This window comes from Anaerofustis stercorihominis DSM 17244 (assembly GCF_000154825.1).
Lineage (GTDB): Bacteria > Bacillota > Clostridia > Eubacteriales > Anaerofustaceae > Anaerofustis > Anaerofustis stercorihominis.
Map to the genome: position 1 here is coordinate 274,566 of NZ_DS560019.1, position 25,676 is coordinate 300,241.

General features: G+C 31.0%; 29 protein-coding genes. 2 read left to right on the forward strand and 27 right to left on the reverse strand.

Annotated elements, in window-relative coordinates; all coding sequences use genetic code 11:
- Positions 1 to 263 precede the first annotated feature (263 nt).
- The 13 genes from tsaD to ANASTE_RS11405 form a co-directional block, all read right to left on the reverse strand.
- Positions 264 to 1,268 carry a tRNA (adenosine(37)-N6)-threonylcarbamoyltransferase complex transferase subunit TsaD gene (tsaD, locus tag ANASTE_RS05950; protein ID WP_198004105.1) on the reverse strand — a complete coding sequence of 335 codons (1,005 nt, stop codon included), beginning with the start codon at positions 1,266 to 1,268 and terminating at the stop codon, positions 264 to 266.
- Positions 1,261 to 2,703: a bactofilin family protein gene (locus ANASTE_RS05955; RefSeq protein ID WP_007050078.1), complete on the reverse strand. Its 1,443-nt coding sequence runs from the start codon at positions 2,701 to 2,703 to the stop codon at positions 1,261 to 1,263. Before ANASTE_RS05955 ends, tsaD begins: the two co-directional genes overlap by 8 nt.
- A 22-nt stretch (positions 2,704 to 2,725) precedes the next feature.
- Entirely contained in the window at positions 2,726 to 3,169 is a 444-nt protein-coding gene (gene rimI / locus ANASTE_RS05960; protein WP_007050079.1) for a ribosomal protein S18-alanine N-acetyltransferase, read from the reverse strand.
- Position 3,170: 1 nt separating this feature from the next.
- Positions 3,171 to 3,872 (reverse strand): tRNA (adenosine(37)-N6)-threonylcarbamoyltransferase complex dimerization subunit type 1 TsaB, encoded by a 702-nt coding sequence (tsaB, locus tag ANASTE_RS05965; protein WP_007050080.1) that lies wholly within the window; start codon positions 3,870 to 3,872, stop codon positions 3,171 to 3,173.
- Entirely contained in the window at positions 3,865 to 4,329 is a 465-nt protein-coding gene (gene tsaE / locus ANASTE_RS05970) for a tRNA (adenosine(37)-N6)-threonylcarbamoyltransferase complex ATPase subunit type 1 TsaE (protein WP_007050081.1), read from the reverse strand. Before tsaE ends, tsaB begins: the two co-directional genes overlap by 8 nt.
- A 138-nt stretch (positions 4,330 to 4,467) precedes the next feature.
- Positions 4,468 to 6,084 (reverse strand): nickel pincer cofactor biosynthesis protein LarC, encoded by a 1,617-nt coding sequence (larC, locus tag ANASTE_RS11400; protein WP_007050082.1) that lies wholly within the window; start codon positions 6,082 to 6,084, stop codon positions 4,468 to 4,470.
- Positions 6,077 to 6,841, reverse strand: a complete 765-nt coding sequence (larB, locus tag ANASTE_RS05980) for a nickel pincer cofactor biosynthesis protein LarB (RefSeq protein WP_007050083.1) — start codon at positions 6,839 to 6,841, stop codon at positions 6,077 to 6,079. The genes larC and larB overlap by 8 nt, the downstream gene beginning before the upstream one ends.
- A 6-nt stretch (positions 6,842 to 6,847) precedes the next feature.
- A complete protein-coding gene (gene larE, locus ANASTE_RS05985; protein WP_007050084.1) occupies positions 6,848 to 7,594 on the reverse strand; it encodes an ATP-dependent sacrificial sulfur transferase LarE in 747 nt (248 codons plus the stop codon).
- On the reverse strand, positions 7,591 to 8,283 hold the full coding sequence (locus tag ANASTE_RS05990; RefSeq protein WP_007050085.1) for an energy-coupling factor ABC transporter ATP-binding protein: 693 nt from the start codon (positions 8,281 to 8,283) through the stop codon (positions 7,591 to 7,593). The genes larE and ANASTE_RS05990 overlap by 4 nt, the downstream gene beginning before the upstream one ends.
- A 10-nt stretch (positions 8,284 to 8,293) precedes the next feature.
- Entirely contained in the window at positions 8,294 to 9,064 is a 771-nt protein-coding gene (gene cbiQ, locus ANASTE_RS05995) for a cobalt ECF transporter T component CbiQ (RefSeq protein ID WP_052294599.1), read from the reverse strand.
- 26 nt (positions 9,065 to 9,090) lie between these two features.
- Positions 9,091 to 10,098, reverse strand: coding sequence for an energy-coupling factor ABC transporter permease (locus tag ANASTE_RS06000; RefSeq protein ID WP_039945230.1), 1,008 nt, complete (start codon positions 10,096 to 10,098; stop codon positions 9,091 to 9,093).
- Between the two features lie 248 nt (positions 10,099 to 10,346).
- Positions 10,347 to 10,718, reverse strand: a complete 372-nt coding sequence (locus ANASTE_RS06005) for a hypothetical protein (RefSeq protein ID WP_039945232.1) — start codon at positions 10,716 to 10,718, stop codon at positions 10,347 to 10,349.
- Between the two features lie 35 nt (positions 10,719 to 10,753).
- Positions 10,754 to 12,424, reverse strand: coding sequence for a peptidoglycan DD-metalloendopeptidase family protein (locus ANASTE_RS11405; RefSeq protein ID WP_007050089.1), 1,671 nt, complete (start codon positions 12,422 to 12,424; stop codon positions 10,754 to 10,756).
- Positions 12,425 to 12,540: 116 nt separating this feature from the next.
- On the opposite strand from ANASTE_RS11405, the gene ANASTE_RS06015 reads away from it, so the two are divergent.
- Positions 12,541 to 12,855 carry a Veg family protein gene (locus ANASTE_RS06015; protein WP_007050090.1) on the forward strand — a complete coding sequence of 105 codons (315 nt, stop codon included), beginning with the start codon at positions 12,541 to 12,543 and terminating at the stop codon, positions 12,853 to 12,855.
- Between the two features lie 103 nt (positions 12,856 to 12,958).
- On the forward strand, positions 12,959 to 13,588 hold the full coding sequence (locus ANASTE_RS06020) for an HAD-IA family hydrolase (protein ID WP_007050091.1): 630 nt from the start codon (positions 12,959 to 12,961) through the stop codon (positions 13,586 to 13,588).
- Positions 13,589 to 13,599: 11 nt separating this feature from the next.
- Here ANASTE_RS06020 and ANASTE_RS06025 read toward each other — a convergent pair whose 3' ends face one another.
- The 14 genes from ANASTE_RS06025 to ANASTE_RS12100 all read right to left on the reverse strand — a co-directional run bounded on the left by ANASTE_RS06025 (position 13,600) and on the right by ANASTE_RS12100 (position 25,526).
- The gene (locus ANASTE_RS06025; protein ID WP_039945235.1) at positions 13,600 to 14,361 is read right to left on the reverse strand and encodes an N-acetyltransferase; all 762 of its coding nucleotides are present in this window, start codon (positions 14,359 to 14,361) and stop codon (positions 13,600 to 13,602) included.
- Positions 14,362 to 14,372: 11 nt separating this feature from the next.
- On the reverse strand, positions 14,373 to 14,675 hold the full coding sequence (locus ANASTE_RS06030) for a TfoX/Sxy family protein (protein ID WP_039945237.1): 303 nt from the start codon (positions 14,673 to 14,675) through the stop codon (positions 14,373 to 14,375).
- 51 nt (positions 14,676 to 14,726) lie between these two features.
- A complete protein-coding gene (locus ANASTE_RS06035; protein ID WP_007050094.1) occupies positions 14,727 to 15,626 on the reverse strand; it encodes a helix-turn-helix transcriptional regulator in 900 nt (299 codons plus the stop codon).
- 24 nt (positions 15,627 to 15,650) lie between these two features.
- Entirely contained in the window at positions 15,651 to 16,979 is a 1,329-nt protein-coding gene (locus tag ANASTE_RS06040; RefSeq protein ID WP_007050095.1) for a glutathionylspermidine synthase family protein, read from the reverse strand.
- A complete protein-coding gene (locus tag ANASTE_RS06045) occupies positions 16,980 to 18,230 on the reverse strand; it encodes a glutamate-cysteine ligase family protein (protein WP_007050096.1) in 1,251 nt (416 codons plus the stop codon).
- An 8-nt stretch (positions 18,231 to 18,238) separates the two neighbouring features.
- Positions 18,239 to 18,490 (reverse strand): putative signal transducing protein, encoded by a 252-nt coding sequence (locus ANASTE_RS06050; RefSeq protein WP_007050097.1) that lies wholly within the window; start codon positions 18,488 to 18,490, stop codon positions 18,239 to 18,241.
- Positions 18,491 to 18,570: 80 nt separating this feature from the next.
- The gene (locus tag ANASTE_RS06055) at positions 18,571 to 19,944 is read right to left on the reverse strand and encodes an MATE family efflux transporter (protein ID WP_007050098.1); all 1,374 of its coding nucleotides are present in this window, start codon (positions 19,942 to 19,944) and stop codon (positions 18,571 to 18,573) included.
- A 151-nt stretch (positions 19,945 to 20,095) separates the two neighbouring features.
- The gene (locus ANASTE_RS06060) at positions 20,096 to 21,061 is read right to left on the reverse strand and encodes an NAD(P)H-dependent glycerol-3-phosphate dehydrogenase (RefSeq protein WP_007050099.1); all 966 of its coding nucleotides are present in this window, start codon (positions 21,059 to 21,061) and stop codon (positions 20,096 to 20,098) included.
- Between the two features lie 96 nt (positions 21,062 to 21,157).
- Positions 21,158 to 21,859, reverse strand: coding sequence for an RNA polymerase sporulation sigma factor SigK (sigK, locus tag ANASTE_RS06065; protein ID WP_007050100.1), 702 nt, complete (start codon positions 21,857 to 21,859; stop codon positions 21,158 to 21,160).
- A 78-nt stretch (positions 21,860 to 21,937) separates the two neighbouring features.
- A complete protein-coding gene (locus tag ANASTE_RS06070) occupies positions 21,938 to 23,152 on the reverse strand; it encodes a hypothetical protein (protein ID WP_007050101.1) in 1,215 nt (404 codons plus the stop codon).
- Between the two features lie 144 nt (positions 23,153 to 23,296).
- Complete coding sequence (locus ANASTE_RS06075) at positions 23,297 to 23,776, reverse strand: DNA-deoxyinosine glycosylase (protein WP_007050102.1); 480 nt, start codon at positions 23,774 to 23,776, stop codon at positions 23,297 to 23,299.
- Positions 23,777 to 23,786: 10 nt separating this feature from the next.
- Positions 23,787 to 24,167 carry an HsmA family protein gene (locus ANASTE_RS06080; protein ID WP_007050103.1) on the reverse strand — a complete coding sequence of 127 codons (381 nt, stop codon included), beginning with the start codon at positions 24,165 to 24,167 and terminating at the stop codon, positions 23,787 to 23,789.
- Between the two features lie 39 nt (positions 24,168 to 24,206).
- Entirely contained in the window at positions 24,207 to 25,052 is an 846-nt protein-coding gene (locus tag ANASTE_RS06085) for an aldo/keto reductase (protein ID WP_007050104.1), read from the reverse strand.
- Between the two features lie 57 nt (positions 25,053 to 25,109).
- Entirely contained in the window at positions 25,110 to 25,526 is a 417-nt protein-coding gene (locus ANASTE_RS12100) for a hypothetical protein (RefSeq protein ID WP_148344969.1), read from the reverse strand.
- Between the last annotated feature and the right edge of the window lie 150 nt (positions 25,527 to 25,676).

The window sequence follows — 25,676 nt, forward strand, 5'->3', positions numbered from 1 at the left end:
AAGTTTTATACTAATTTCGACAAAAAAAGCTAAAAAGTGACGAATTTGTTATCAAATTGACACATTTATACACATATCAACATACTTATCCACAGTTTTCCACATTTTCTACATATAAAAATCCGCTATTTTATGGTATTTTCATCGAAATTAAGGTATAAATTATCAACATTTTACCATGAATTTAAGGTAATAATGTTTAAAAATCCACGTAAAAATGTTGATAATATTCGTTACATTTTTATATTTCTATTAAATATATTTTATAATTTTAAGTCAGGATTTGCATTTAAAATCAAGCTGTCTTTTTTGTTATTTATATAATTAAAATATCCTGCCGAACCTATCATCGCAGCATTGTCCGTACAGTAAATTTTATCCGGCAAAAAAAGTTTTATATTTTCTTCTTCGCATCTCTTTTTAAGTTCATTCCTAAGTAAATCGTTACACAAAACGCCCCCGCCGACACAAAGAGTTTTCATATTTTCTTTTTTTAGTGCAATCATGGTTTTTGTAACAATCGTATCTACGACACATCTGTTAAAGCTTGCACATACATTATCTATATTAACTTCTTCATTTTTCATTTTTTTACTGTTTAAGTAATTCAAAACAGCACTCTTAAGCCCGCTGAAACTAAAATCTAAGTTATCTTTACCCATAAGCACTACGGGAAAATCAATGCTATACTCATCCCCAAGCTTGGCATGCTTATCTATTTGTACTCCGCCCGGATATGAAAGTCCAAGGCTCCTTGCTACTTTATCAAAAGCCTCTCCTGCGGCGTCATCCTTTGTAGAACCCAATAATTCAAAATCTGTATAATCATTTACCTTTGTTATATTGGTATGCCCTCCGCTTGCCGTAAGACATATAAAAGGAGGTTTTGCCCCCATTATAAAGCTGGCTGAGATATGTCCAGCCATATGATTGACTCCGACCAAATCTTTATTCAAACCAAATGCCAAAGCTTTTGCATATGATAGACCTATCAATAAAGCTCCAACAAGCCCCGGACCTGTAGTTACACTTATGAAATCTATATCATCAAAAGTAACATCTGCATCTAAAAGGGCCTTATCCACAACGCTCGATATCTTCATCAAATGATTTCTCGATGCAATTTCTGGAACGACGCCTCCATAAACTTTATGAATATCTATTTGAGTATGAATGGCGTTTGATTTAACTTTTATTCCATCTTCCACGACTGCAACACTTGTTTCATCGCAAGAAGTTTCAATAGCCAAAGTAGTTATTTTACTCATCTGTATCATCCTCTTTATTATCTATCTCATCTTGATTAGGTTCTTTGCTTCTATTAATATTATTTTCATCATCCGTCTCATCCGCAGCATTTACTTCGTCACTATTACTTTCATTTTCTTTTTGTCTCATAGCCGCTTCGAATTTTTGACTCTTCATTTGTTCAAATTTTTGTTTTGTCCTTATTATATCTTCCTTAGAATTATTGATACTCATAAGTGTGACATACTCTGTTTTTTCCCTTTTTATTTGAAAACGAAGGTATAGAGAAATTAACATCACAATACTTCCTATACCTATCAAATTAGCTATTAAAGTGATTACAGAGCTAAAAAATGATGAAGGTAAGAAATCCAATGCAAGGATTACAAAAATCCCCGTTAACATCTTTGAAGAAAGATTTTGCCCTTTGATAAATAATCCTCCCAGTACCAATGCTGTTGGTATGGTTGCTATATAAGTCAAATCAAAATATAAGCTTGCAATATGAAGTGCCACAGGAATTCCTACAACGGTAATAAGGAGTATGAATATTACAGGTATTATGAATAACATAGTCATAGCACCTACGCTTAAGCATTTAAATACATTACGTCTTGTAAACAATTCGACCTTTAAAGCACTCATTGGGAATAATTTAAATAATAAAATAGCAATCAAAAGTATGGAAATCTTATTTAATATTCCATAATAAGAAATAAATCCTGCAAGAGCACTTTCTTCTTCGTTCTGAACACTTGGGATTTTAAAACCCAAATCCTCATTTTTTATATTGCCCACAACTTTACTTTGATCTGTTTTTACTATAGGATTAGGACTTTCGTATGTCAGAGAACCATTTATTCTTGCATCCCTGCCTAACACAAGTTCATTACATCCTACTCTTACATCCCCTTTAATAAATCCGTTAATGGTAACACTTTTACCTACTACCAATACATCTCCGTCAACTTTACCCTTTAAAAGCACATCATCTGCATATAAATTCACATCTCCGTTTACTACTGTTTTTTCATTGGTTATAACTTTATTTCCATAGCAAATCAAATCTTTTTTAATATGTGAATCATTCAAATACATATTACTATAAAAACCTATAACGCTTTTATTGATTACACCGGAATTGGTAAAATTAGGAGCAATGGAAATAACACTTCCACTTATATGACCGCTGTTATTTATTGATGTGGAAGCAGTAATCACACTTCCGTTGATTTTACCCTCACTTAAAATATTCGTATAAGTTCCCATAAAAATAGATTTATTGTAAGTATCTTTTTTATTGAGAGTAAATACGGTTCCTTCGGTATTGGTTTTAAGTTCTTCCTTTTTTACACTATTACCGATATTAGCTCCAAAAATAATAGATGGAATTAATAACAATATTAAAGCAAAACTAAATATTATCCTTATTTTATTTTTTCTTTTTTCTCTCATTATGTCTCCCCCGGAAGAAATCCTATATATCAAATCTCCACATTATATATGCGTCTTCATGATTATCCGCATAATAATTCTTTCTCTTTCCATATATTTTAAATCCCATACTTTCATATAGATTAATCGCGGTTATATTCGATTCTCGTACTTCTAATGTCATTTCTTTGATATCTTTTCTGAAGGCATGTTCAACTATCAATGATAATAACTTTTTGCCATATCCAAGACCTCGTTTGTCTTCTCTCACGCCCATTGTGGTGATATGACCTTGTCCGACTATATCCTGATAACCGCCAAAGGCTATAACATCTTCCCCTTCATAAAACACTATATAAAAACTTTTGTTATTTATAAGTTCCCCAAAAATAGATTGTTCTCCCCAAGGATGTTCAAAACAATCTTTTTCAAATTCTATTATGTCTTCAACGTCTGTAATGACCGCTTCTCTGATTTCAAGTCCCATACTATTTCTTTTTTAACCTTTGTTCTTCTGCCGCAGATGGTCTTATATAATTGGGAAGATAATTATCGTAAGAATAAATATTTATATCTTCTTTGATATATCTTTCAGAAATTTTCGCTACTCCGCTTGCCTTTGGAAGCAAATTATAATTATCGGCAAAAATAGCTTTATCGGATATTCTTTCTGATATCTTATCCTTATATTTATTAACACCGTCCCCGGCAAATAAAACGCTGTCGTATCCTTCCAATTTATCAATTAAATCATTAATATTTATAATACTGTCTGAATATAAAGGATTTAACTTATTATCCTTATTTATAAAAATATTATAGTAAGCATCATTTCTTTGAGCATCAAATATAATACAAATCACATCATTCATACCTTTTAAATTTTCTGCACATGCAGCTAGTGAAGAAACCGACACTATGGGTTTATTCATGGCATGAGCAAAAGCTTTAACCGTTGAAGCCGCAATCCTTAAACCTGTAAAAGACCCGGGACCCGATCCCACAGCAAAGTAATCTATATAATTTAAATTTAACCTTACATCTTCGAGAAGATGTTTAATCAAGGGAAGGAGCTTTTCTGAGTGTTTTAATTTGTATGCGGTATATTCTTCGCCGAGTATATTATCACCATCTAAAATAGCCGCGCTCGCCGCAACGGTCGAAGTGTCTATTGCAAGTATCTTACTCATAAATTTCCTCCAATTTTTTTATTATATCAACGCTGTCATCAAACGCTTTTATATCTATGACTCTTTTGTTAAAATCTTGTTCATCTTTTTTTATATCAACGATTATTCCTGTTTCATCAAGCTCGCTCATTATCATATCTGCCCATTCGATAATAATTTTTTCGTTTTTATAAATATCATAAAAACCTATATAATCAAGCTCGCTTATATCTTCTATCCTGTAAGCATCCATATGATAAAGAGTATCATGATCATTTCTATATTCGTTTATGATGGTATAAGTAGGAGATGAAAACTTATCCAAAAGCCCCAGACTTTCCGCGATACCTTTGCTAAACTGAGTCTTTCCGCTCGCCATTTCTCCTATTAAATATACACTTGTATTACTTTTTAGTAATCTACCTATCTCTTTGCCTAAAGAGGTAGTTTCCATATCATTTCTTGTTATTATCCTCATAAATATACCTATCTGTTATAAACTTAAATTATATTATAACAAAAAATACTTTACTTTAAAATATATATGTGAGGTTTAAATGTAAAGTTTTATATTTATAAATATATAAGTAAAATAAAAAAACGCTAAAAGCGTTTTTTATTTTATATCTCTTATTGAAATATCATATTTATTCGATATATCTTTTAAATCATCAAATTCAAGCTTACTTTTTTTTATACCATATCCACTGCCGACTTTTTTCTTAACATTCCCATACTCAGTTTCTTCTTCGCTAAAACTCCTGTTTAATATATATCTGTCATATTCGCTTTTTCTAACTCCGAAGGTAGAAGTATATTTCATGATAACATTCAATAAAATTTTCTCATCTTTTTCTTTTAAAAGGACTTCGAGTATCACTCCCGGACGGTTTTTCTTCATATTTACGGGAATAGTATAAACATCAAGAGCGCCGCTACTCCACAATTTATCAATGGCAAGCCCGATTTCCTCTCCCGTCATATCATCAATATTACATGAAAGCTTGATTATTTTATCTTGCAGTTTACATTCATTATTTATTTCACCTAAAAATACCCTTACAAAATTAGCAGATTTCAGCTCTTTTTTACCTAAACCATAGCCTACTCTTTTATATGTCATATTTCTTGTGTTTGTAAATTCATTAGAAAAATGTTTTAAAATAGCAGCTCCCGTCGGTGTTGTTAGTTCACCTTCTTCTTCGTTCGTATAAGTAGGAACATCTCTTAATATATAAGCCGTTGCCGGGGCAGGAACGGGAAGTATACCATGAGCGGTCCTTACATTTCCGTATCCGACATTTAAAGGAGAACAAATAATATTATCTATATCTAATTTTTCAATCAAATAACACACTCCAACGATATCAACTATAGCATCTAAATTTCCAACTTCGTGAAAATGAACCTTATCAACACTGCATCCATGAGCTTTTGCTTCCGCTTCAAGAATTAGGCTATATACTTCTTTGGCATGATACTTAACATTTTCACTTACATTCAACTTATCGATTATATGATTGATATGTTTGATATCATTATGACTATGTCTATGATGATGCCCATGTTCATGTATAGGTTCATGAGGATGATGAGAATGCTCATGATTATGTTCATGACCGCATTTATTCTCATGATGAGTATGTTCGTGTAAAGAGTTCTGCCCCTTAAGATAATCATCAAATCCTACCTCAAATGCATAGAGACCGTCTGCAGGAAATGAAATATCCTCTTTTTCATCAGCTCTTTCATGAATATGATGATGTTCATGGTCTATGGATTTACTTCTGTCATTTAAAAAATCACTGTAGCTTTCTTCAAAAGCATATAAACTATCAGCAGAGAAAACAGGCTCGTCTATTTTTTTACTTATATCTTCCTTGATATCGATTTTATTTTCGCTCCTGCTGTTTAAGTAATCATGATATCCGCCTTCAAAAGCATAAAAACTGTCTAACATTAAATTATCATCTCGATTGTTATGTTCATGATGTCCTTTTTTATTATCTGCTACATCAAGGCTTTCTTCCTCTACTCCATTAACGGTTACGATTATTTTCTTACCTGATATACCGTTTCGCTTTTCTTCTCTAAAGCTTACATTTACATTTTCAAGACCAAGATTATTCATCATCTGTAAAAAATCTTCTTTATCTTCATATAAATCCAAAAGTGCAGCCATTAACATATCGCCTGCCGCACCGCTGTTACATTCTATATATAAACTATTCATTAATACCCTCCATTTTGTTTATCATATTCGCAAGATATCCGGCACCGAAACCATTATCTATATTTACTACGCTGACGCCGCTTGCACAGGAATTAAGCATGGAAAGGAGAGCAGAAAGTCCGCCGAAATTAGCACCGTACCCCACACTTGTAGGAACGGCGATAACAGGACAGTCAACAAGTCCTCCGACAACGCTGGCTAAAGCACCTTCCATTCCCGCAACCACGATTATTACTCGTGCTGACATCAAGACATCTAAATTATCCAATAATCTGTGAAGCCCGGCAACCCCCACATCATATAGCCTTTCGACATTGCTTCCGAGTGTACTGGCAGTTATATAAGCTTCTTCGCATATATCGATATCACTCGTACCTGCAGCGGCAATAACGATTTTCCCCACTTTATCGATATCCTTATTTTTATAAGCTATACCCATTTTAGCTTTATCATAGTAAACAATATCTATACTATCCTTCAATTTTTTATACTTATTTTCATCAATTCTTGTTATAAGTATATTTTCACTGCCATTCTCTCTCATGCTGTTTACAATACCAAGGATTTGTTCCGCTGTCTTTTTTTCTCCGTAAATAACTTCCGATACCCCTTGTCTTATAGAGCGATGGTTATCGATTTTTGCATATCCTATATCACTGAAAGGTTCCATTTTAAGTTTAACCACAGCATCATCGATTGAGATTTCATTATCTTTAACTTTTTTTAGTATATCTTTTAATCCTTCTTTACCCTTCATATCACTCTACCTTCTTGGTCTTAAATCAAAACTTATTTCATCAAACATATGAGATATCGTTTTAAGTATCCTGTCTCTGTTTTCCATAACTTTTATAAAATCTTTTTCTTTAACTTGAATTACCGCACTATTATCTTTTACTCTTATCCTAAAATCCTTGAAACCCAGTTTAAATAAATAAGACTCGCTTTTTTCTATCTTGACAAGAGTATCTTTTTTTATTTTCTGTCCGGTGCTTATCCTCGTTGCAAGACATGAATAAGAAGGCTTGTCCCATGTAGGAAGCCCGGCTTCTTTTGACAGAGTCCTTATATCTTGTTTTGTAAGAGAACATATTTTTAGAGGGGATAAAATTTTCATTTCTTTCAGCGCCTTCATTCCAGGACGATCACCTTCGTCATCCGTAGCATTGGTACCGTCTATTATAATATTATATCCATCCTGCTTAGCCGTTTTTATAATATGAGAAAAAATATTCTGTTTACAATAATAACACCTGCTGCTATCATTAGTTATAATTTTTTCTTCATTTAAAATAGGATTATCGATTATTTTTAAATCTGCACCGAGTTTAGTTGCAAGAGTGATACTCTCTTTTAATTCAAAGTCAGGCTGAAACTCACTCTTTACAAAATAAGCTGTTGATTCAATATTTAATTTTTTTAATATGTATAACAAATAAGAGGAATCAACTCCTCCGGAAAAAGCCAAAGCTACTTTCTTATAATACTTAAAAAATTCTTCAAGGGTCATAATCCTGCCTCCACAAGAAATTCTTCATTATTTAATACATCCATATTTCCATTATAATATATACTTCCATTTTTTAAAATAACAACCTTTGTACAAGTTTCTTTTATTAGGTCAAAGTCATGAGAAGCAATAAGTTTAGTGGAATCAATAGAATTTATTATTTCAATCAACTTTCTTTTTGACTTTTTATCCAAATAAGAAGTAGGCTCATCAAATAATATGATTTTCGGATTTTGAACCAATATCGAAGCAATACAAGCGCTTCTTTTTTCTCCTCCGGAAAGCTTATAAACAGCCTTATCTTTTAAATGATAAATACCGAGTTTATTCAATATATCATAAACGATATTTTCAACTTCTTCTTTGTTCATATTCAAATTATTTAACGCAAAAGCAACATCTTCGTACACAGTAGATGAAAACAGCTGATCATCCGGATTTTGAAATATAAGCCCAACGTCCATTCTGATTTTATCAATGTTATTTTTATTTACTTTAATCCCATTTACGGTTATAATTCCTTCGTCTATCGGGACAACTCCAAGCATACTTAAAAATAAGGTAGATTTTCCTGCACCGTTAGCACCAAGCAAACCTATATTTTCATTGTCATTTATATCTAAATTTAAATTATTCAGTGCTTTTGTTCCGTCGGGATATTTTATATTTAAATCTTTTATATTTATCATTTACTCTCCTCTAAATACAATAAAAACTTAATACTATATATATAAAAAAGATTATAAAACTAATATAATCGCTTTTTGAATACTTATATATTTTACTGTAATTATATTCACCATTGTAACCTCGAAGCTTCATCGCATGATATACTTTATCCGCTTTGTCCATACTCCTAAGGAGTAAATTCCCGAGAAAACTCCCCATATCCTTAATATAAATCCCTTTTTTTCGGTTACTTCTTAAAATATATGCAGTATACATATTCCCGGCTTCATCAGCTAAAGTATGAATATATCTGAATGTAAGGTTCAACTCATTAACAATGATCTTTGGAATTTTAATATTTTCCATAAAAGCAAAAATATCATGTAATTTCGTAGTTGAAATAAGTAAAAATACCGACATTACAGTAAGATAAGATTTTAAAATAATACCTATAAAAGATATTAAGCCGAAGCTTATTGGAATATTTAATATACAACAATAAATTTTATTATTAACAAAAATATTCCCTATACCGATAAAGAAAGAAAAAGGCAGGACAAACAAATATCTTTTAAATAACAGTTTGTGATTTGTTTTACTCATTAAGAACACTAGCAATATATACAATAAAAAGAATAATAATCTTGAAATGTTATAACTCGAAGTTGAAACTACGGATATTATAAAAATTAAAGTCATGAATATCTTGACCGAAGGAGTAAGCAAATGGAAAAAACTATTATTGTCTGCTAATCTTTCCATAAAATAAACATCATTTAAAGACGTCCTTATATTCGCCATTACTTACTCCTTTCCATATTATTACATTATGATCTTTTTAATTTACTTACCTTATATGCACTTATCCCTATAACGCCTGCAAAAACAAATACTATTACTCCCCCGACAATTCCCGCAACAGATGTTCCGCTTATCACACTTTGGTTATCTTCGTTCTTATAGTTATAATCAGGCATAAAAGCCGTCTTTTCTTGAATATTGTTCATCGCAGTATAAACATCATGCGCCCCGTTTTCAACCTCAGTACTTCCCGTAACCCCTTGAACAGACCATTCGAGTCCGTCCGGATTTGATGAAGCGAAGAGAGATAGCCCTCCTGCCACAATAAAAGTAATGATACTTAAAGACACAATGACCCTTTTAAAACTTACATTACTTTTCTTACTAAATATACTTTCATCTAAAATTTCTTTTCTTTGATTAAATATAAAGTCTGCTACGAGCATAGTTACAACACCTTCAGCAAGTCCGATAGCTAAATGTATCGGCTGCATTAAAACTAAAAACTGGCTGAAAGGAAGTTCGCTTATCCCTGAAAAAAAGGTTTCTAGAACAACCATAAAAGCACCTAGTTGCAAGGATAATACACACCCGATCATTGAAGCAATCCCAAGACTTTTCTTGCTTACTCCCCTTTGTAATATAGGTTTAATAACATAAGGATAAATTATTAAACAAGGAATAACCCCCATATTAAATAAATTACACCCGAGTGCAAGAAGTCCTCCGTCCGCAAAAAACAAGCACTGTATCAGTAACACCGAAAATATGGATATAAAAGCCGCAGGACCACCCAAAATCAAAGAAAGAAGTATACCTCCTCCGATATGACCGCTCGAACCTGTCATAGGTATCGTAAAATTGATCATTTGAGCCGCAAATACAAATGCACTCATAATCCCCATCAATGGAACTTTTTTTTCTAAATTTTCATCTTCTTTTATTTTCTTAACAGAATAAATAACCGCCCCCGAACTAACTGCCAACATAGCACCTCCGACAGCAGGAGACACCAAAGCATCCGCCATATGCATAACTATTTCCTCCCATAAAAAAACACGAAAGAAAGACATTACTTCATGTAATGGATTATCCTTCGTGGAATCATTCTTAAACAATATTTTTAAGATAAAATACCTTCGTGGTATCAATTTCTATAACATATTATCACTTTTATGGAATATTTTCAATATCTTAATTAAACCTAAATATTTCATTATATATAATGAAATATTTAAACAAATAAAAAATCCGTACAAAACGGATTTTCTATTTTATTTATTTAATTGTCTTCATCAATTATCTCAGCTTCAACTTCTTCGATTTCTTCGTCTTCATCACTTGCTTCAATCGAGAGTTTTTTATCTTCTTTTAATTTCTTCATTGCGTCTTTTTCTTCTTTTCTTTTATCATGTTTTTTCTTTTTTGTAAAGAAGTATATTACAAGGGCAATAAAACCGGGCAGGAACCACTGAACGAATTCCGTAAATTTATTTAGGCCGTTGCCTTTTGTCACTACACTCATCATAACTGCTATTAAAGCAAACACTGCCGGGATGATCAGTCCCATTAAGATATTGTCTGACTTGCAAAGCAAAAATTGAATCAATACTGCCAGAACGATACATACTAAAACTATTATTAAACTATTCAAAATCTTTTCCTCCGATTATTATTATATAAATTATTTTATTGAAATGCGTCAACGTGAATACCGTTTGCCAAATACTTAAAGTAATTCAAGATTACCTGACTTACACCGTGATAATGTATTTCAAAGTGACAGTGAGGTCCCGTAGAGTTACCCGTACTTCCCATTACTGCAATCTGTTCACCCTGTTGTACTTTTTGACCAACTCTTACAAGGATTTTTACATTATGTCCGTATCTCGTGGAATACCCATTACCGTGATCTATGTCTACACAGTTTCCGTATCCTCCGTACCAGCTTGCTCTTGTTACTATACCGGTATCGGAAGCATAAACGGGAGTACCCTGAGGATTGGCAATATCGACAGCTTTATACCCCGCATGAGAACCTGCTTTATTAAGAGCCGAAATAGTACCGCTTGCAGGCATTATAAACCTTCCCGTACTCGTCACAGGAGGAAGCGGCTTTGTACCTCTTGAAATGATTTTACTGGTAGATTTTTCAGTAACTGTTTCTTTCTTTATATCACTTTTTACTACAGTTCCGTTTTCGTACGTATTTACAGCAGTGACTTTCTTTTCTCCGTCTTTTCCTTCCTGTTTAACCTTATTGGTCCCTACATATACATCAGGATCGTCTCTGTAAACAGTTTTATAAGCTACATCTTTTTTATACGTTACTTGTTTTACTGTGGTTATAGTAATTGAAGGTTTACTGCTGATTTCATCAGTAGAAAATTCATCTTCTCTGAAATTCAAGGCGCTTACCAGATTAGTGCTTTTCTTAGATTCATTAATTTTACCTAAAATATCACTGTCTCCCGTATTTTCAACTTTATGATTTGAACTATCACTCAAATAATTGATCGCATCTTTAACATCCATGGCAGAATCTATAGATATAAGTTTTTCCTTATACTCCATATCTTCTTTTACTTTACTTCCTTTTATAAGCTTTACATTTGAACTTTCTTTTTCGTAATTGTTACCTATATTATTTATTACCGTTTTGGCATCCTGAGTCGATGCAACTCTCACGGCTTCATTGCCGTTAACACTTATAACGGCGCCTTTACAAAATAGAGGGATATTTAAATTATAAACAGCATTTTCACATTCTTCCGTATCCATTATATCCTTTGGATTTTTTATCGGCACTTTCTGATATGAAATTGATTTTTCATAATAAACATTTGAATTGTCATACCACTTTGTTAAGTTAGCATCCACATTAGTAAGTGCATTTTCAAAATCATTTACATTTTTGACTATACCAAGTTTTGTACCATTAAAAATTACTTCATACCCAAATAAATTTTTATATGTAAATGCCCCCACAAAAAATATGACTACACAAAAAACACCGACTAAAAAACTAAAAAGATGATCTTTTGCATATTCTCTAAAATCTCTCAGTCCGAATTTTACTCTTTTTAAATAATATTTGACTCCGACAAAAAATTCATCCAAATCTTCTTTGATTTCATCGATTTGACTGTGAATCCAGCTTCTTTCGTATCTTTGTCTAAGCTTCGAAGGTTCTTTTTTTACATCTTGTCCACCGGCAATTTTTCTGAATATATTTTCTTTTTTATGTATATATGTTGATTCTTCTGCTATGTGATATTTATTTTCTCGTCTTACTATTTGTTTATATACTTTATCGAGCTCCTGCTCTTCATTACGTCTATTGACCCATTTAATTTTCATAAACAGACATGACCTCCTATATGTATAATCCTATCGAATTATATCTATACGTATTAAAAGTTTATCATAATAATAATAAAAAAGAAAGAAAAAAGCCTTTTTTTTGATGATAGTTTGTGGAAGATAATGAAAAACTTGGTTTAAAGAATGGTTACAGAGGCAATAATAATATAAAAATCGGAGGTATGAATATGAAGTTACCAAGTCATTCTTACAACAGTGCAAAAAAAATCATTGTGGATAATGTAGGCAAAGATGTAGATTTTATAAGTAAAGTTTCGAGAGGAAAGATAATCAAAAATGAAGGTACTATTTTAAACGCATATAATAATATTTTTACCATTTCAACCAATATAGATAATAAAGATGATATTTTATCATTTTCTTATTCGGATTTAATAAATCATTCATTAAGACTTAAGATAAAATAAATAATTAATTATAATTTATAATGTAAACTAAATGTAAAAATATAATAAGATAACATTATTTATGATATAATATATTTTACAAATAAAGGAAAAGGAATAAGAAATGAAATATAAATGTGTAATTTTTGATTTTGACGGTACCCTTGCAAACACGGAGAATGTTATTTTTCGCGTATACAATGAAATTGCCAAAAAATACGGTTATAAAGAAATTACACACGATTATATAGATGAACTAAAACATCAGCCTATCCATAATATAATCAAAGATTTAGGGGTCCCATATTTAAAGGTATTTTCCCTTATTAAAAAAGGACAGAAATTAATGAAAGAATACCATAAATCAATGGATCCGTACGAAGAAGATTTAAAAGAGACATTAAAAATTTTAAAATCAAAACTTAGCTATATGGGTATTATTTCATCCAATTCAAAAAAGAATATAAATACATTTTTGAAAAATGAAAAAATAGATACAATGGATTTTATAATATCTTCACCTCTTTTTTCAAAGGAAATCAAAATAAACAAGTTAAAGAAGAAACTAAAATTAAAAGATGAAGATATATTGTATGTGGGTGATGAAGTAAGGGATATAGTTTCGGCAAAAAAAGCAAATATAGATATTGCAAGCGTGACATACGGATACAATACAAAAGAATATTTATCAAGTGAAAATCCTACTTATTTTATAGATGATTTAAAAGAACTATTTAATATAATAGAAAAATAACCCATATAGGGTTATTTTTTATTTACATATTTACCAGCCAAATCATTAAAAGCTTTTACCGTCAATATCTCATGAGTTATAAATTCATCTTTATAAAATACACTATATGAAGTATATGGGCTTTTAGCATCCTTTGCTTTTTCCAAATTATCTATTTTCACACTTTTAAGAGGTATATTATTCTTCTTTGCCTCTTCCTCGATTAATGGGGAATATTTTAGAGTAAACGGACACTGCGCGGTATAATACAATGTAAACCCATTGTTTCCGGTCTTTGGAGTTTTAACACTATCTCTAAACTTGGGAGGCTCTACATTTTCTTCAAAAGGCAAATACATAAGTTCAAAATAAGGCTCTGCTTCATCACACTTTATAAAGCCCTTATAAGTCAGAAATTTTTTATCCGCCATATATCCCTTTTTCTTATCGGAAGAAAGAATAGCCAGCCCCTTTAATCCTCGGCTTTTTGTATCTTTAATACATTCATCGAGCAGTATACTTGAATTACCCTCTCCTTTATATTTTCCGCTCACCCAAAGACAGTCTATAAACATATACTCATCTCCGTCAATGGGATACCAAGCATTTTTTAAAGGTATATATTCAATAAAAACCTTACCCCTTACATCCATCTTTTTAAAAGTCAAACCTTCATTCATCCTATCTTTGAGCCAAGATTTTTTTTGATCCACATAACCACTATCTTTTTGGGACATGAGGCAGCAAATATGTTCTTTTTCTATGTTTTCATTATCTAATGTAATTATATTCATGTTCATCACCTCTATTTTATAAGTTCATCATAAGTATTTATTATTAAGTCGATTAAAGTATTTTTATCTTCTATATTTTCAATCACTATATGCTCTTTTGCACCTTGATAGGGACTGGCAAACAATATATCTTTCCCCAGTATCTTCCTGCCTGAATCAGTATCCTTTATAAATAACTGATTATCACATATACATCCGAAAAACTTTCCTTTATACCAAAGTCCGTATTCTCCAAACATTTTCTTACACTTGATATCCCCTAGAGGTTTTAAATTTTCATAAACATAATCCACGAATTCAATACTGGTTGACATAGCTGTTTCTCCTATTACTTTTATATCATTATATAACAATAAACATGACAGCTATATGTCATGTTTATTGTATTTATTATTAACTTTTTTTACCAGTTCCATAAATTCGTTTCTTATATCAGAGGGAAATATGATTTCCGCTTTTTCACCGAAACTTAAAAGCCAGCTGAATAGATACTCTTTATCATAAAATGAAAATCCGAAAAAAAGTTTATCATCTAAGAAATAAGAATAGCTGTCTGCGCCGTATTCATCAATTATCCGGTATTCAACATCCTTATCAAATATTATAAGCACATTTAAATCATTAGGATATATTTTATCTATATCATTTTCCTGCAAAGGAATTTCTCTTGATAAGAAAGTTTCACCGGTTTCTTTTAAGTTGATCGATCTATTTAATTTAAATAATCTAAAGTCTTCTCTCTCAAGAGAATATGCGTATAAATACCAGCTTGACCATTTAAATGTAAGAGTATACGGTTCCACAACCCTGTGACTTTTTCCCTTTTTTGAAAAGTAATCAAACTCCAAAAGCAGTTTATTATTTATTGCTTTTTGCATCTTTTCTATTTTATCAGATAAAGATTTTTTATAATAAGAAGATAGATCTATATCTAAATCATTTTTAGGGTTATCCTTAAATTTATCCAGGAGCAGTTCATATTTATTATTGTCGCTTATACTGGTAATACCCTTGAGCCCTGCATATATGGCATTTATTTCGTCCTCTTTTAAAAGGCTTTTGTCCATTTTAAAATCCGGATCCAAATATATACCACCCCCTGCTCCTCTAGTGGTAACTATCGGTATCCCGGCTTTGCATAAATCCAATATATCTCTGTTTATCGTCCTTACCGATACTTCGAATTTTCCCGCTAAAAAAGGAGCTGTCACTTTTTCCTTGTTTAATAAAGTTGTGATTATACCCATCAACCTATCGATTTTCATAACAAACTCCTTATATTTTAAATATCAAACTTCCACATGCATCGAGCACATCGCGATACCGCCGGCGGCTTCGCATATTATCCCTTGTCTTCCGCCTCTGGAATATAGTCCTTTGAATTTACCGTTATAGATGAATATACCAGGCATGTTGCTGAACTCATCAAAGACAAATTCTCCGTTTTTTTCTTTTATAAAATTCTTTGTTTTATACATTTCAGCATATTCCTGAAGCAGGTACCCTTTATCAGTATTTTTATCAACGAATTTCATAAATTCTTCTTTTGTATAATCCACACCTGCATACACACCTCTGGCTCCGTATAAATCATCGGGTTTTATTATCCAGCTGTCTTTATTGTTTATCACTTCATCTCTGTCAAACTCCCCGTCCTTTAACCAGCAGGTATATGGGATATGGTCCTTGATAAATAATATTTCTTCATCGGTCAAGAAATCAAAAGTTTCCTTTTTATGCATTATCATATAAACTATTTTATTATGAATTACCTGAGTCCTTAAAGATCCTATGATGCAAGTTTTTTTATCCTTTATTGCTTCTATAAAAGCAGGTATCTTTTCAATTTTCTCCATCATTTCACTGGTAACGGCTCTTCTGTAAACCGCATCTATTTTCACACCGTCTTTCGTATAAAGACCATCGTCATATTTAAGTGTCGTAATATCAGCTATAACGGTCTTGTAGCCTCTTTTTTCAAAACTGGACTTAAATACCTTGAATTCTTCATTCGTTGCACTTTCCATAAAGTCGATTATTCCTATTGTGGGTTTTTTTACCTTATATTTAAAAGTATCATAAATATTTAAAAATTCCTCTACCCAGCTATTAAATAATTCAAAATGAGTGATATTATATTTCTTGCTGAACTCATTGAATATTTTATCATTTTTGTAAGCATTATTTAATTCTCTGTCCTCATTCATCGCACTGGCTCCGTCGGCGTTGAATTCGCAGAATTTAAAAGTAAAGTTTTCTTCATTTAAAAACAAATCTATCCTCGTTATGGGAAGGGGCTGTTCATAATAATTTTCACATAAAATAAGCTCTTCCAACTCTTTGCTGAAAGGAAATAATTTTCTGTATTCCTTATCTTCGATATATTTGTTTATTATTTTACAAAGGATAGTATGAGTAGTCATGGCAACGTATTTGAAGTAATCTATTACTTCCGTGGTATAAAGCTTCGGTACATATGGAAACCTTATATGCTCTCCGTGATAAATAGCCGTGGAATTTTCTATATATTTGATTGCTTCATTATAGCTTTCCTTAGATTTATTTATATCGGATTTTATCAAATCCAAATATTCATCCGTAAGTTCTATTACTTTCATCTATTCACCTCTCTCATCTTTTAATATTTTTAAAGTCTTTTCCCTTTTCACTAAATCATAAAATAAACTGACTCTGTCTTTTTCTTCATGACACAAATTATCTTTTGCAAGTTCAATCAGGCTTAACAATAAATCTTTGATTTCAAAACCATAAACCTTAGCGTCATATCCTTTATTTACAACTTCGCCCTTCGCCTTAATCACATCGTTATCTTTTATATACTTAAATTTATCAAGAAGTAATGATATTGCCTCTTCACTATAAAAAATACCTTTGATTATACTTGCATAAGACAGTACATAATCTATCGGTAGACAGTCTGCCATTCTTATCTCAACATAATTTTTAAGTCTTACATCAGGGAAAAACATAGAAATCAAATGCTCTATATCCTTTTTATTTAATTCACTGTCACAATAAATATCCTTTATTTTTTTATTTCTTGTATATACACTATTTCCGTTTTTATCTTCAATCAAGATCGCGGGAGAATTCAATATATATTCACTATATTCCTTAAATCCAAAATCTTTATTTAAAGCATCCTTTACTATCATGCTTCTTTCAGGATCGACATCATTCCATATCCCTATTCTAACGCAATTTTTATCATAATGTTTTCCTTCAAAAATATTGGTATTATCGGTCATAAAAGAAATAACAGGTGATAAAATATTAGCAAGCCTAAACTTATTTTTAAAGTCTTCTTCACTAAAATAGTCTACGCTGACCTGTGCCGAAGCAGAGCCTTTCATCATGTTTTTACCGTGCGACCCAACTTTTGAAAAGTAGTCAAGCATATATTCATATCTTTTTTTGGGGATCAAATTAAGCTCATCGACTTTTGATTTTGGCTGATAACCCGCATATATCATTTTATAATTAAATTTTTTTAAAATCGGTTTTATTTTAAGTAAAAAATAATTATATTCTTCCAAAATATCCAGAGTATCTATAAAAGGACCTATACTGATTTCAAGCTGACTTGCAGGTTCCAAAGTTATATTGGATTTATCTTTTACAAGTCCGATAAGATTACCGTCTTTATATATCTCTTTTTCAAAATAGGGACTAAGAAGTTTTAAAATATCCCTTATTCCATTTTCTTCATAATAATCGACACTTTCCATAGTATCTGCTCTTACGATAAAATGCTCAAGTTCCAATCCCAAACTTTTATCTTTTTCTTCTTTTATACCACTTTTAAAATAATCCACAAGTTTATTTAAATTTATGTCATAATAATCCATAATGTCACCTACTCGTCTTCATCATCTTCCAATTTACTGTCAAGTATTTCTTTTGCTTTATCATAATCTTCCTTATTAACATAAATACTTACAGGCATGGCACTCTTTCCGATTATCACTTCAGCCCATGCGATATCGGTATCGTATTTCAGTGTAGCTTTTATTCCGCATGAATCTAAAAGCCCTTCAATGATACAACCTTCAGTATCATTTCTTACTCCATTCAAAAATACTAAATTATCATCTTTTTTCTTTTTCATAGTTAGTACCTCGGAAATATTATACCACAATTATTTTAGTATCTAAGCAATAATGGAAAATTTAGTAAAAATGATATATTTTACTCTTTAATCCCCATCAATGTTTTCCTGACTTCGATTATAAATAATATGACAGTTACACTTACAGCTATCACATCCGTTATGGGCTGAGCTAAAAATACTCCGAGAACATTATTTGTAATTAATTTCGGAAGTATGAATATAAGTGGGATTAAAAGAACGATCTTTCTGAATACAGCCAAAAAAAGTGATACTTTTGCATTGGAAAGGGCGACAAAGGTTTGCTGACAAGATATTTGAATCCCTATCAAGAACATGACAGCCATATAAATTTTTATCGACCACTGTGTATATGTTATAAGTGCAGTATCCGAAGTGAACAAAGTAATGAACACTTTAGGTAAAAACATAGTTAAACACCAAAGCAAAAGAGAATATAAAGTACATATGACTATTTGAAATAAAAATGCTCTCTTTACTCTGTCGGCATTTCCAGCTCCGTAATTAAAGCTTATTACAGGCTGTGCACCTTGAGTAAACCCCTGTATCGGCATAGTGTAAAACTGTAAAATAATATTTAAAATAGTCATAGAACCAACAGCTATATCTCCTCCGTATTTAAGCAGTGAAGAATTAAAAATAATAGCTATGGCACTTTCCGTTACCTGCATGACAAAAGGCGATAGTCCGAGAAGAAGACAAGGCAGATATATTTTAAAATCTATTTTAAAATATTCCTTTTTTATTTTTATAAAACTCTTTTTGCTGTTTAAAAAATATAATACCCAAAGAGCTGATAAAAATTGAGAAGTAACAGTAGCAAGAGCAGCTCCTTTTACCCCCATATCAAGCATAAATATAAATATAGGGTCCAAAACCATATTTAAAATTGCCCCTATTAAAATACTTATCATCCCTGTGACTGCAAACCCTTGTGCCATAATAAAAGTATTAAGTCCTATAGCGATTTGAATAAAAACTATTCCCAAGGAATAAACCCTTAAATAAGATAATGCATATTCAATGGTAGCCGTACTTGCACCAAAAAGGAATAATAATTTTTCACCAAACAACAAAATCATTATGGTCATAATGATACCTGAAATAATAGTACCGATAGTGCAGCTTCCAAGGATTTTTTCGGCGCTGTTTTTATCATTTTTACCAAGCATTATCGCTGCTCTGGGTGCGCCTCCCATAGACGTAAGGGTCGCAAAAGCATAAACCAATATAAGAATGGGGAAACAAACACCGACTCCTGTCAGTGCAAGTGTTCCGACACCTTCTATATGACCTATAAACATCCTATTTATTATATTGTAAAGCACGCTAAAGATTTGTGCTATTATTGCCGGAACAGCAAGTGTAAAAATTAGTTTCCCGACATTTCCGCTTCCCAAGTCTATTTTATTTTCATTATTTTTTTCTAACATATATACCTCATTATTATCTATGAATTTAAATTCTATTTAACTATTTTTAGCAATATAAAAACTTATATTTACAGAATAAAAAAATATATAATAATTATTTGATTTTTATAGATAATAAAAAAACGCCTAACTGCTAGACGTTTAATTTATTTTAATAAAATTCCTTTTTAACACTTCTTAAAAACATATCTTTAAGCATTTTATGAGGACTTAATTCACCGTTTAAAACTGCATCGACGCCTCTTATTATAGGCATTTCCACATTATAATCATCACTTAACTTTACAATGGCTTTTGCTGTACTTACACCTTCGGCAAGATAATCATCATTCAAAGTCCCTCTAACAAAATTTTCACCATATCTTCTGTTGTTGGAAAATTCACTGAACAATGTCGCTTCATAATCTCCCAAATGACAAAGTCCGTAGGCAGTTATTTCATCTCCGCCCATTGCTTTTATCAGCCTTGAAACCTCTCTGGCCCCTCTTGCCATCAATGCACCCTTTAAAGATGAATATCCAACTGCATCAAGCATACCGGCAGCAATCCCGATTACATTTTTAGCGGCAGCACCAAGCTCATCCCCTATCAAATCTTCTCCTATATAAAGTCTTATCAAATCACTGGAAAATGTTTTTACAACATCTTCGGTAACATCTTTATTGTCACTGTCTATCACCATACAATTAGGTATCCTCTTCACAAAACTTTGAACATGTCCCGGGCCTACCCAAACAGCTAATTTTACCTTGCTTCCGAGTATCTCCCTAAAAACCTCTGTAAGTCTCTTTCCCGTTGATACTTCGATACCTTTCATACAAAGGATAAAAGTCTTATTTTCATAATTTGATTTTTTTATATCTTCACAAAGATTTCTTAAATGCTGAGATGAAATTGAAATTATTATATAATCACTGTTATCTATGGTTGCATCTAAATCATTTGTAAGTTTGGTAGTTTCGCTTAAATATAAATATTTATTTTTTCTTGTATGCTCAAGTTCTTCTAAATTCTTGGAACCGCTTCTCCCCCATATCGTTACGTTATGACCTATCTTATCGCTGTACCAACCCAGGAATGTGCCCCATCTTCCGCAGCCTAAAACCGATACTTTCATATTGATACCTCTTTTACTAATTTCTCTATAATGATTTTACCCTTTTATATAATAATTCACAACCTTTTAGCTTTTATTTTTGATCATATATTTTATTTAATATTTCTTTTTAAATGAAATTGCAATTTTTTCTATTGCTTTTTTCTCTATTCTAGAAACATAAGACCTGGATATATCATACATATCAGCTATTTCTCTTTGTGTATAACTTCTTTTACCTTTTAAACCATATCTAAGATAAAGTATTTCTTTTTCTCTGTCCTCAAGTACTTCATCCATTATCTTATAAAGAAACTCACTTTCGACCTTTAAATTTACTTTGCTGTTTACATCGTCTTCATCGGTAGCTAAAATATCCAGTAGAGAGATATTGTTTCCTTCTTCATCAAAACTGATATAATCCTCTAAAAACACATTGGAAGCAGTCTTTGTTTCACTTCTAAGAGCCATTAGTATTTCATTATCTATACATCTAGCCCCATAAGTCGCAAATTTAGTTCCTTTGTTATAATCAAAAGAATTTATTCCTTTTATAAGACCAATAATGCCTATGGAAATAAGATCTTCCTTTGTAATATTCGAAGAAGAATATTTTTTACTTACATGAGCAACCAATCGAAGATTATGATTTATTAGCATTTCCTTTGCATGCATATCATTTTCTTCTTTGAACTTTACAAAATATTTTGTTTCATCTTCTTTTTTTAGCGGTTTTGGAAAAGACTCACTGGCTGAAAAATAACCTAAAAATACCAATACTCGCTGAAGTAAATCCAAAATCCCTAGAAAACCTAACATAAAATCACCCCCATAAAATATATGAGGGTGACTTATAAATCTTGCTTGTACTTATTTAATTAAACTTTTTAAATCTTTTTATAATGAAAATAACACTTTAAGTGCACCGATTATATTTGACTCTGATAGATCAATTCTTCTAAGCTGTAAATCGTATATCATAACTTCCATTATTTCTACAATATATGAAATATTTTTTATTTCGTCATAATCATTTAATGTTTGTATCCTTTGAATATCGGATAAAAAACTTTCGAGATTAAATTCTTTATTGTATTTATTATATATCTTATGCAAAAAAATCGACAAGGTATCATTATTATGCTCAATATGATATTCTATCTTTTGAACAAAGCTCATATTTTGTATATTTTTATTATTATATAATTTATCAAATTCTATTTCAAATCCCTCTATGATATATGGAAGTTTTTCTACTCTCCTCATATCCCTGACATGTCCGTTCTCCGGTATATGTTTTAAATATAAATCATTATTTGAAATAAGTTCCAATATTTTACCTATATGTCCGTTTATATACCTTATCCTTATACTGGGATATAATTCTACCTTTTGATTAAAGTTATAATTATGAGCATTAAATTCCGGGAACACCATTTCGCCGATCCTATCATAATTTTCATCTTTATCATTCTTTTTCATAAGCCTGATTTCTTTGATATTAATATCTCCTCTGTAAAATAGAAAAGATAAAAAATCTCTTATGATTTTATCAAGAGCCACAAGAAATCTTGAATTTTGTATCGTATTGAAATATAGATCAAAAGCAGGATATACTGCAAGAGGATATTTGTAATTAATATCCCTTACTACATGAAAAGAACAACTTATATCAATACCTTTATAATTAAATATCTCTTTGACGGATTTTACTACTCTAAAATCCAAAAGATTTATATCTCCATTTTCTTTTTCGTCCAAATATTTTAGATATTCAACAAAATTCAGATAATTCATCTTTGCTATTTTGATTGAAATACCGTCATAACCGGTTTGCTTGTTTTTAAGTGTAATATAATAATCGATTTTTATTTTTATTACATTATTATTTTGATTTGAAATAATTACTCTTGGTTTAAAAATTACTGTATCCCTACTATCTTTTACTTCCCCGATTATAAACAGACTAACCAGACAGTTGTTTCCGACATTACAATAAGTATTAAAATAATAGTCGGGCTTCCCTTTATGCTTTAAAGTCAATTTTAGGATTGAACCTTCATAAATAAAATTATAATCTTGATCGTTATATTTAGCATTCCCCTTAATCATAGTTACACACTAACCCTTTAATTCCGACATTTTTCTCATTATATAACCATAATTATAAAGCGTCAATGAAATATTAAAAGAATTTTAAACATTTTAATACTACTTTGAAAGATTTTGCAGTATAATTGTTTATTTTATATTAATTTACAATTTATCCCTTACAATCTTCCAATCATCAATCAACATATTAAGTGAATACCTTGCATTTGCGGGACTTGTGGAAGGAAGTTTAATTATATCAATATCTATATCTTTATTATACTTTTTAAACAAATTATAAGCAGTACCGCCATTTAAAAATATAGTTTTGATATTTGTTTCTTTTAAAATCTCTGATAAATTATTCACAACCACATTTTTGATTGAGCTATCGCTTGAGCCTTCAATGTCGCAAGAAGCAATTACATCCCATACTGCTATATTATTATTTATAAGCATTTTTCTTTTATCTTCTACGGTTTGAGGAAGAGATGTACCCGTAAGAGCACTTATCACTTTCCAAAATCTGTTTTGTGGATGTCCATAAAAAAACTTAGTTTCTCTTGATTTAACGGAAGGAAATGAACCAAGGATCAATATTTTAGAGTCTTTATCATATACAGGATTTATATTATGATATTCCATATAGCTCCCCCTATATATTCATTCCCATAAACATACCTATAAAATAAGGTATAAGCCATATGAGCCACACGACTATGCTGAATTTATGGAAATTTCTCTGCATTTCTTCATTATTTTTTCTAAGAACGATAATAGCCCATACCGCATGAAATAACATAAGAAGTATTGCTATCAGACCGGTTATACCATGAATACCAAAACTGCTGCTGTTAGCTTTTGCAATAAAAGACATGATGGTTGTTCCCGTAGTATCACATACGAGACCCAAAAGGAAAAAAATGACATGTGCCGATTTTAACCTCTTTGCTTTCCTCTCGGAAAAAACTCCGATAGTATAAAATACTAATGCAAGCGTTATAGTTATAATTGCTAAAATAAGTTTAAAATTCATAAATCTCTCCTTATATACTAATTTATTAATTTATATAGTTTAATCAAAATATATTCTTTCCCTGTCGGGATGTTCACCTGACCACCCTATTTGAGGAAGACACATTAATTCAAATTCATCTTCTATAGAAATTTCAAAATCAAAAACATCCATATTTTCTTGCATCCTTTCTACCGAGGAAGACTTCGGAAGAGGCTGAACACCGAGCTGTAAAATAAATCTAATACAAATTTGAGCTACGGATTTATTATATTTTTTCGAAAGCTCCATAAGCCTTTCTTCTTTTAATACTCTTGCTCTTCCTATGGGAGACCATGCCTGAGGCAGGATATCATTATCTTTCAGAAAATCAATTGCAGCCTTTTGAATATATCCAGGATGAATTTCAAGCTGGTCGACCATAGGTTTAATGTCACATTTATCAAGTATATTTATCAAATGATGAGGCAAAAAATTACTGACACCGATAGACTTTACTCTTCCCTCTTTATAAAGAGTTTCCAAAGCTTTCCAAGTCTTGATATCAAGCTCCTTCCAGTCATCGCTTTTCAAATCTTTTTTTGGCCAATGTATAAGAAACATATCCAGATAATCAGTCCCTAAATTATTAAGTGATTTTTCAAATGATTTAATAGTATTGTCATATCCCATTTCAGTCTTCCAGACCTTTGATGATAAAAATAAATCCTCTCTTTTAACATTGGATTTAAACATTACTTCTTTAATCAAGTGTTCATTATTATAAAAAGCGGCAGTATCAAAATGCCTGTAGCCTGCTTCAATGGCATTTATTAAAGTAGGAACATAATCTCCGTTTCCGGCTTTATACGTTCCAAAACCAATTTTATCTATGTAAAGACCGTTATTTAATTTATATTTTTCCATTTTTTCCTCCAATACTTTTTACTGATTATACTCTTATATTTTTAAAATACCTAATACTTAGTAACATTTTTTGCAAGGAGTATATCCCGTAGCTTTAGCTTTTTTCATATCGACTTTATCGGGTTTTCTCATATGACTGCAGTACTTATTTGAATGATATTTGCTTCCGGTACGAGAAATGTAAACATAAGTTATTTTTTTCGAACTCTTTATTGATTGTTGTTTTTTCTTTTTTAAAGCTTGTGCTTTTTTATCTATCACTTTGATTGTTATTACATTGCTTTTAACATTGCTCTTGCCGTCTATTACATATATATCCGACTTACCTTCCTTAAAAGAATTTGCTATTATTTTTCCCTCTTCTCTATTTATTTTTACTGCATCCTCACCAGTCGAAATATATTTTAAATCATCTATATTTGCTCTATTTGGTATAACTTTAATATCTATAGCTTGAATAGAATTAATATCCATATAATGGTTTTTTATATAAATATTTATCTTTTCAGGTCTAATAGGATTTGAAGGTACAAAAATAAAAGATAAAAATGAAATAAAAAAAATAATAAATCCTATTAAAAGAATTTTTTTCTTATCATTTTTATCACTGTCAAATTTTTTATT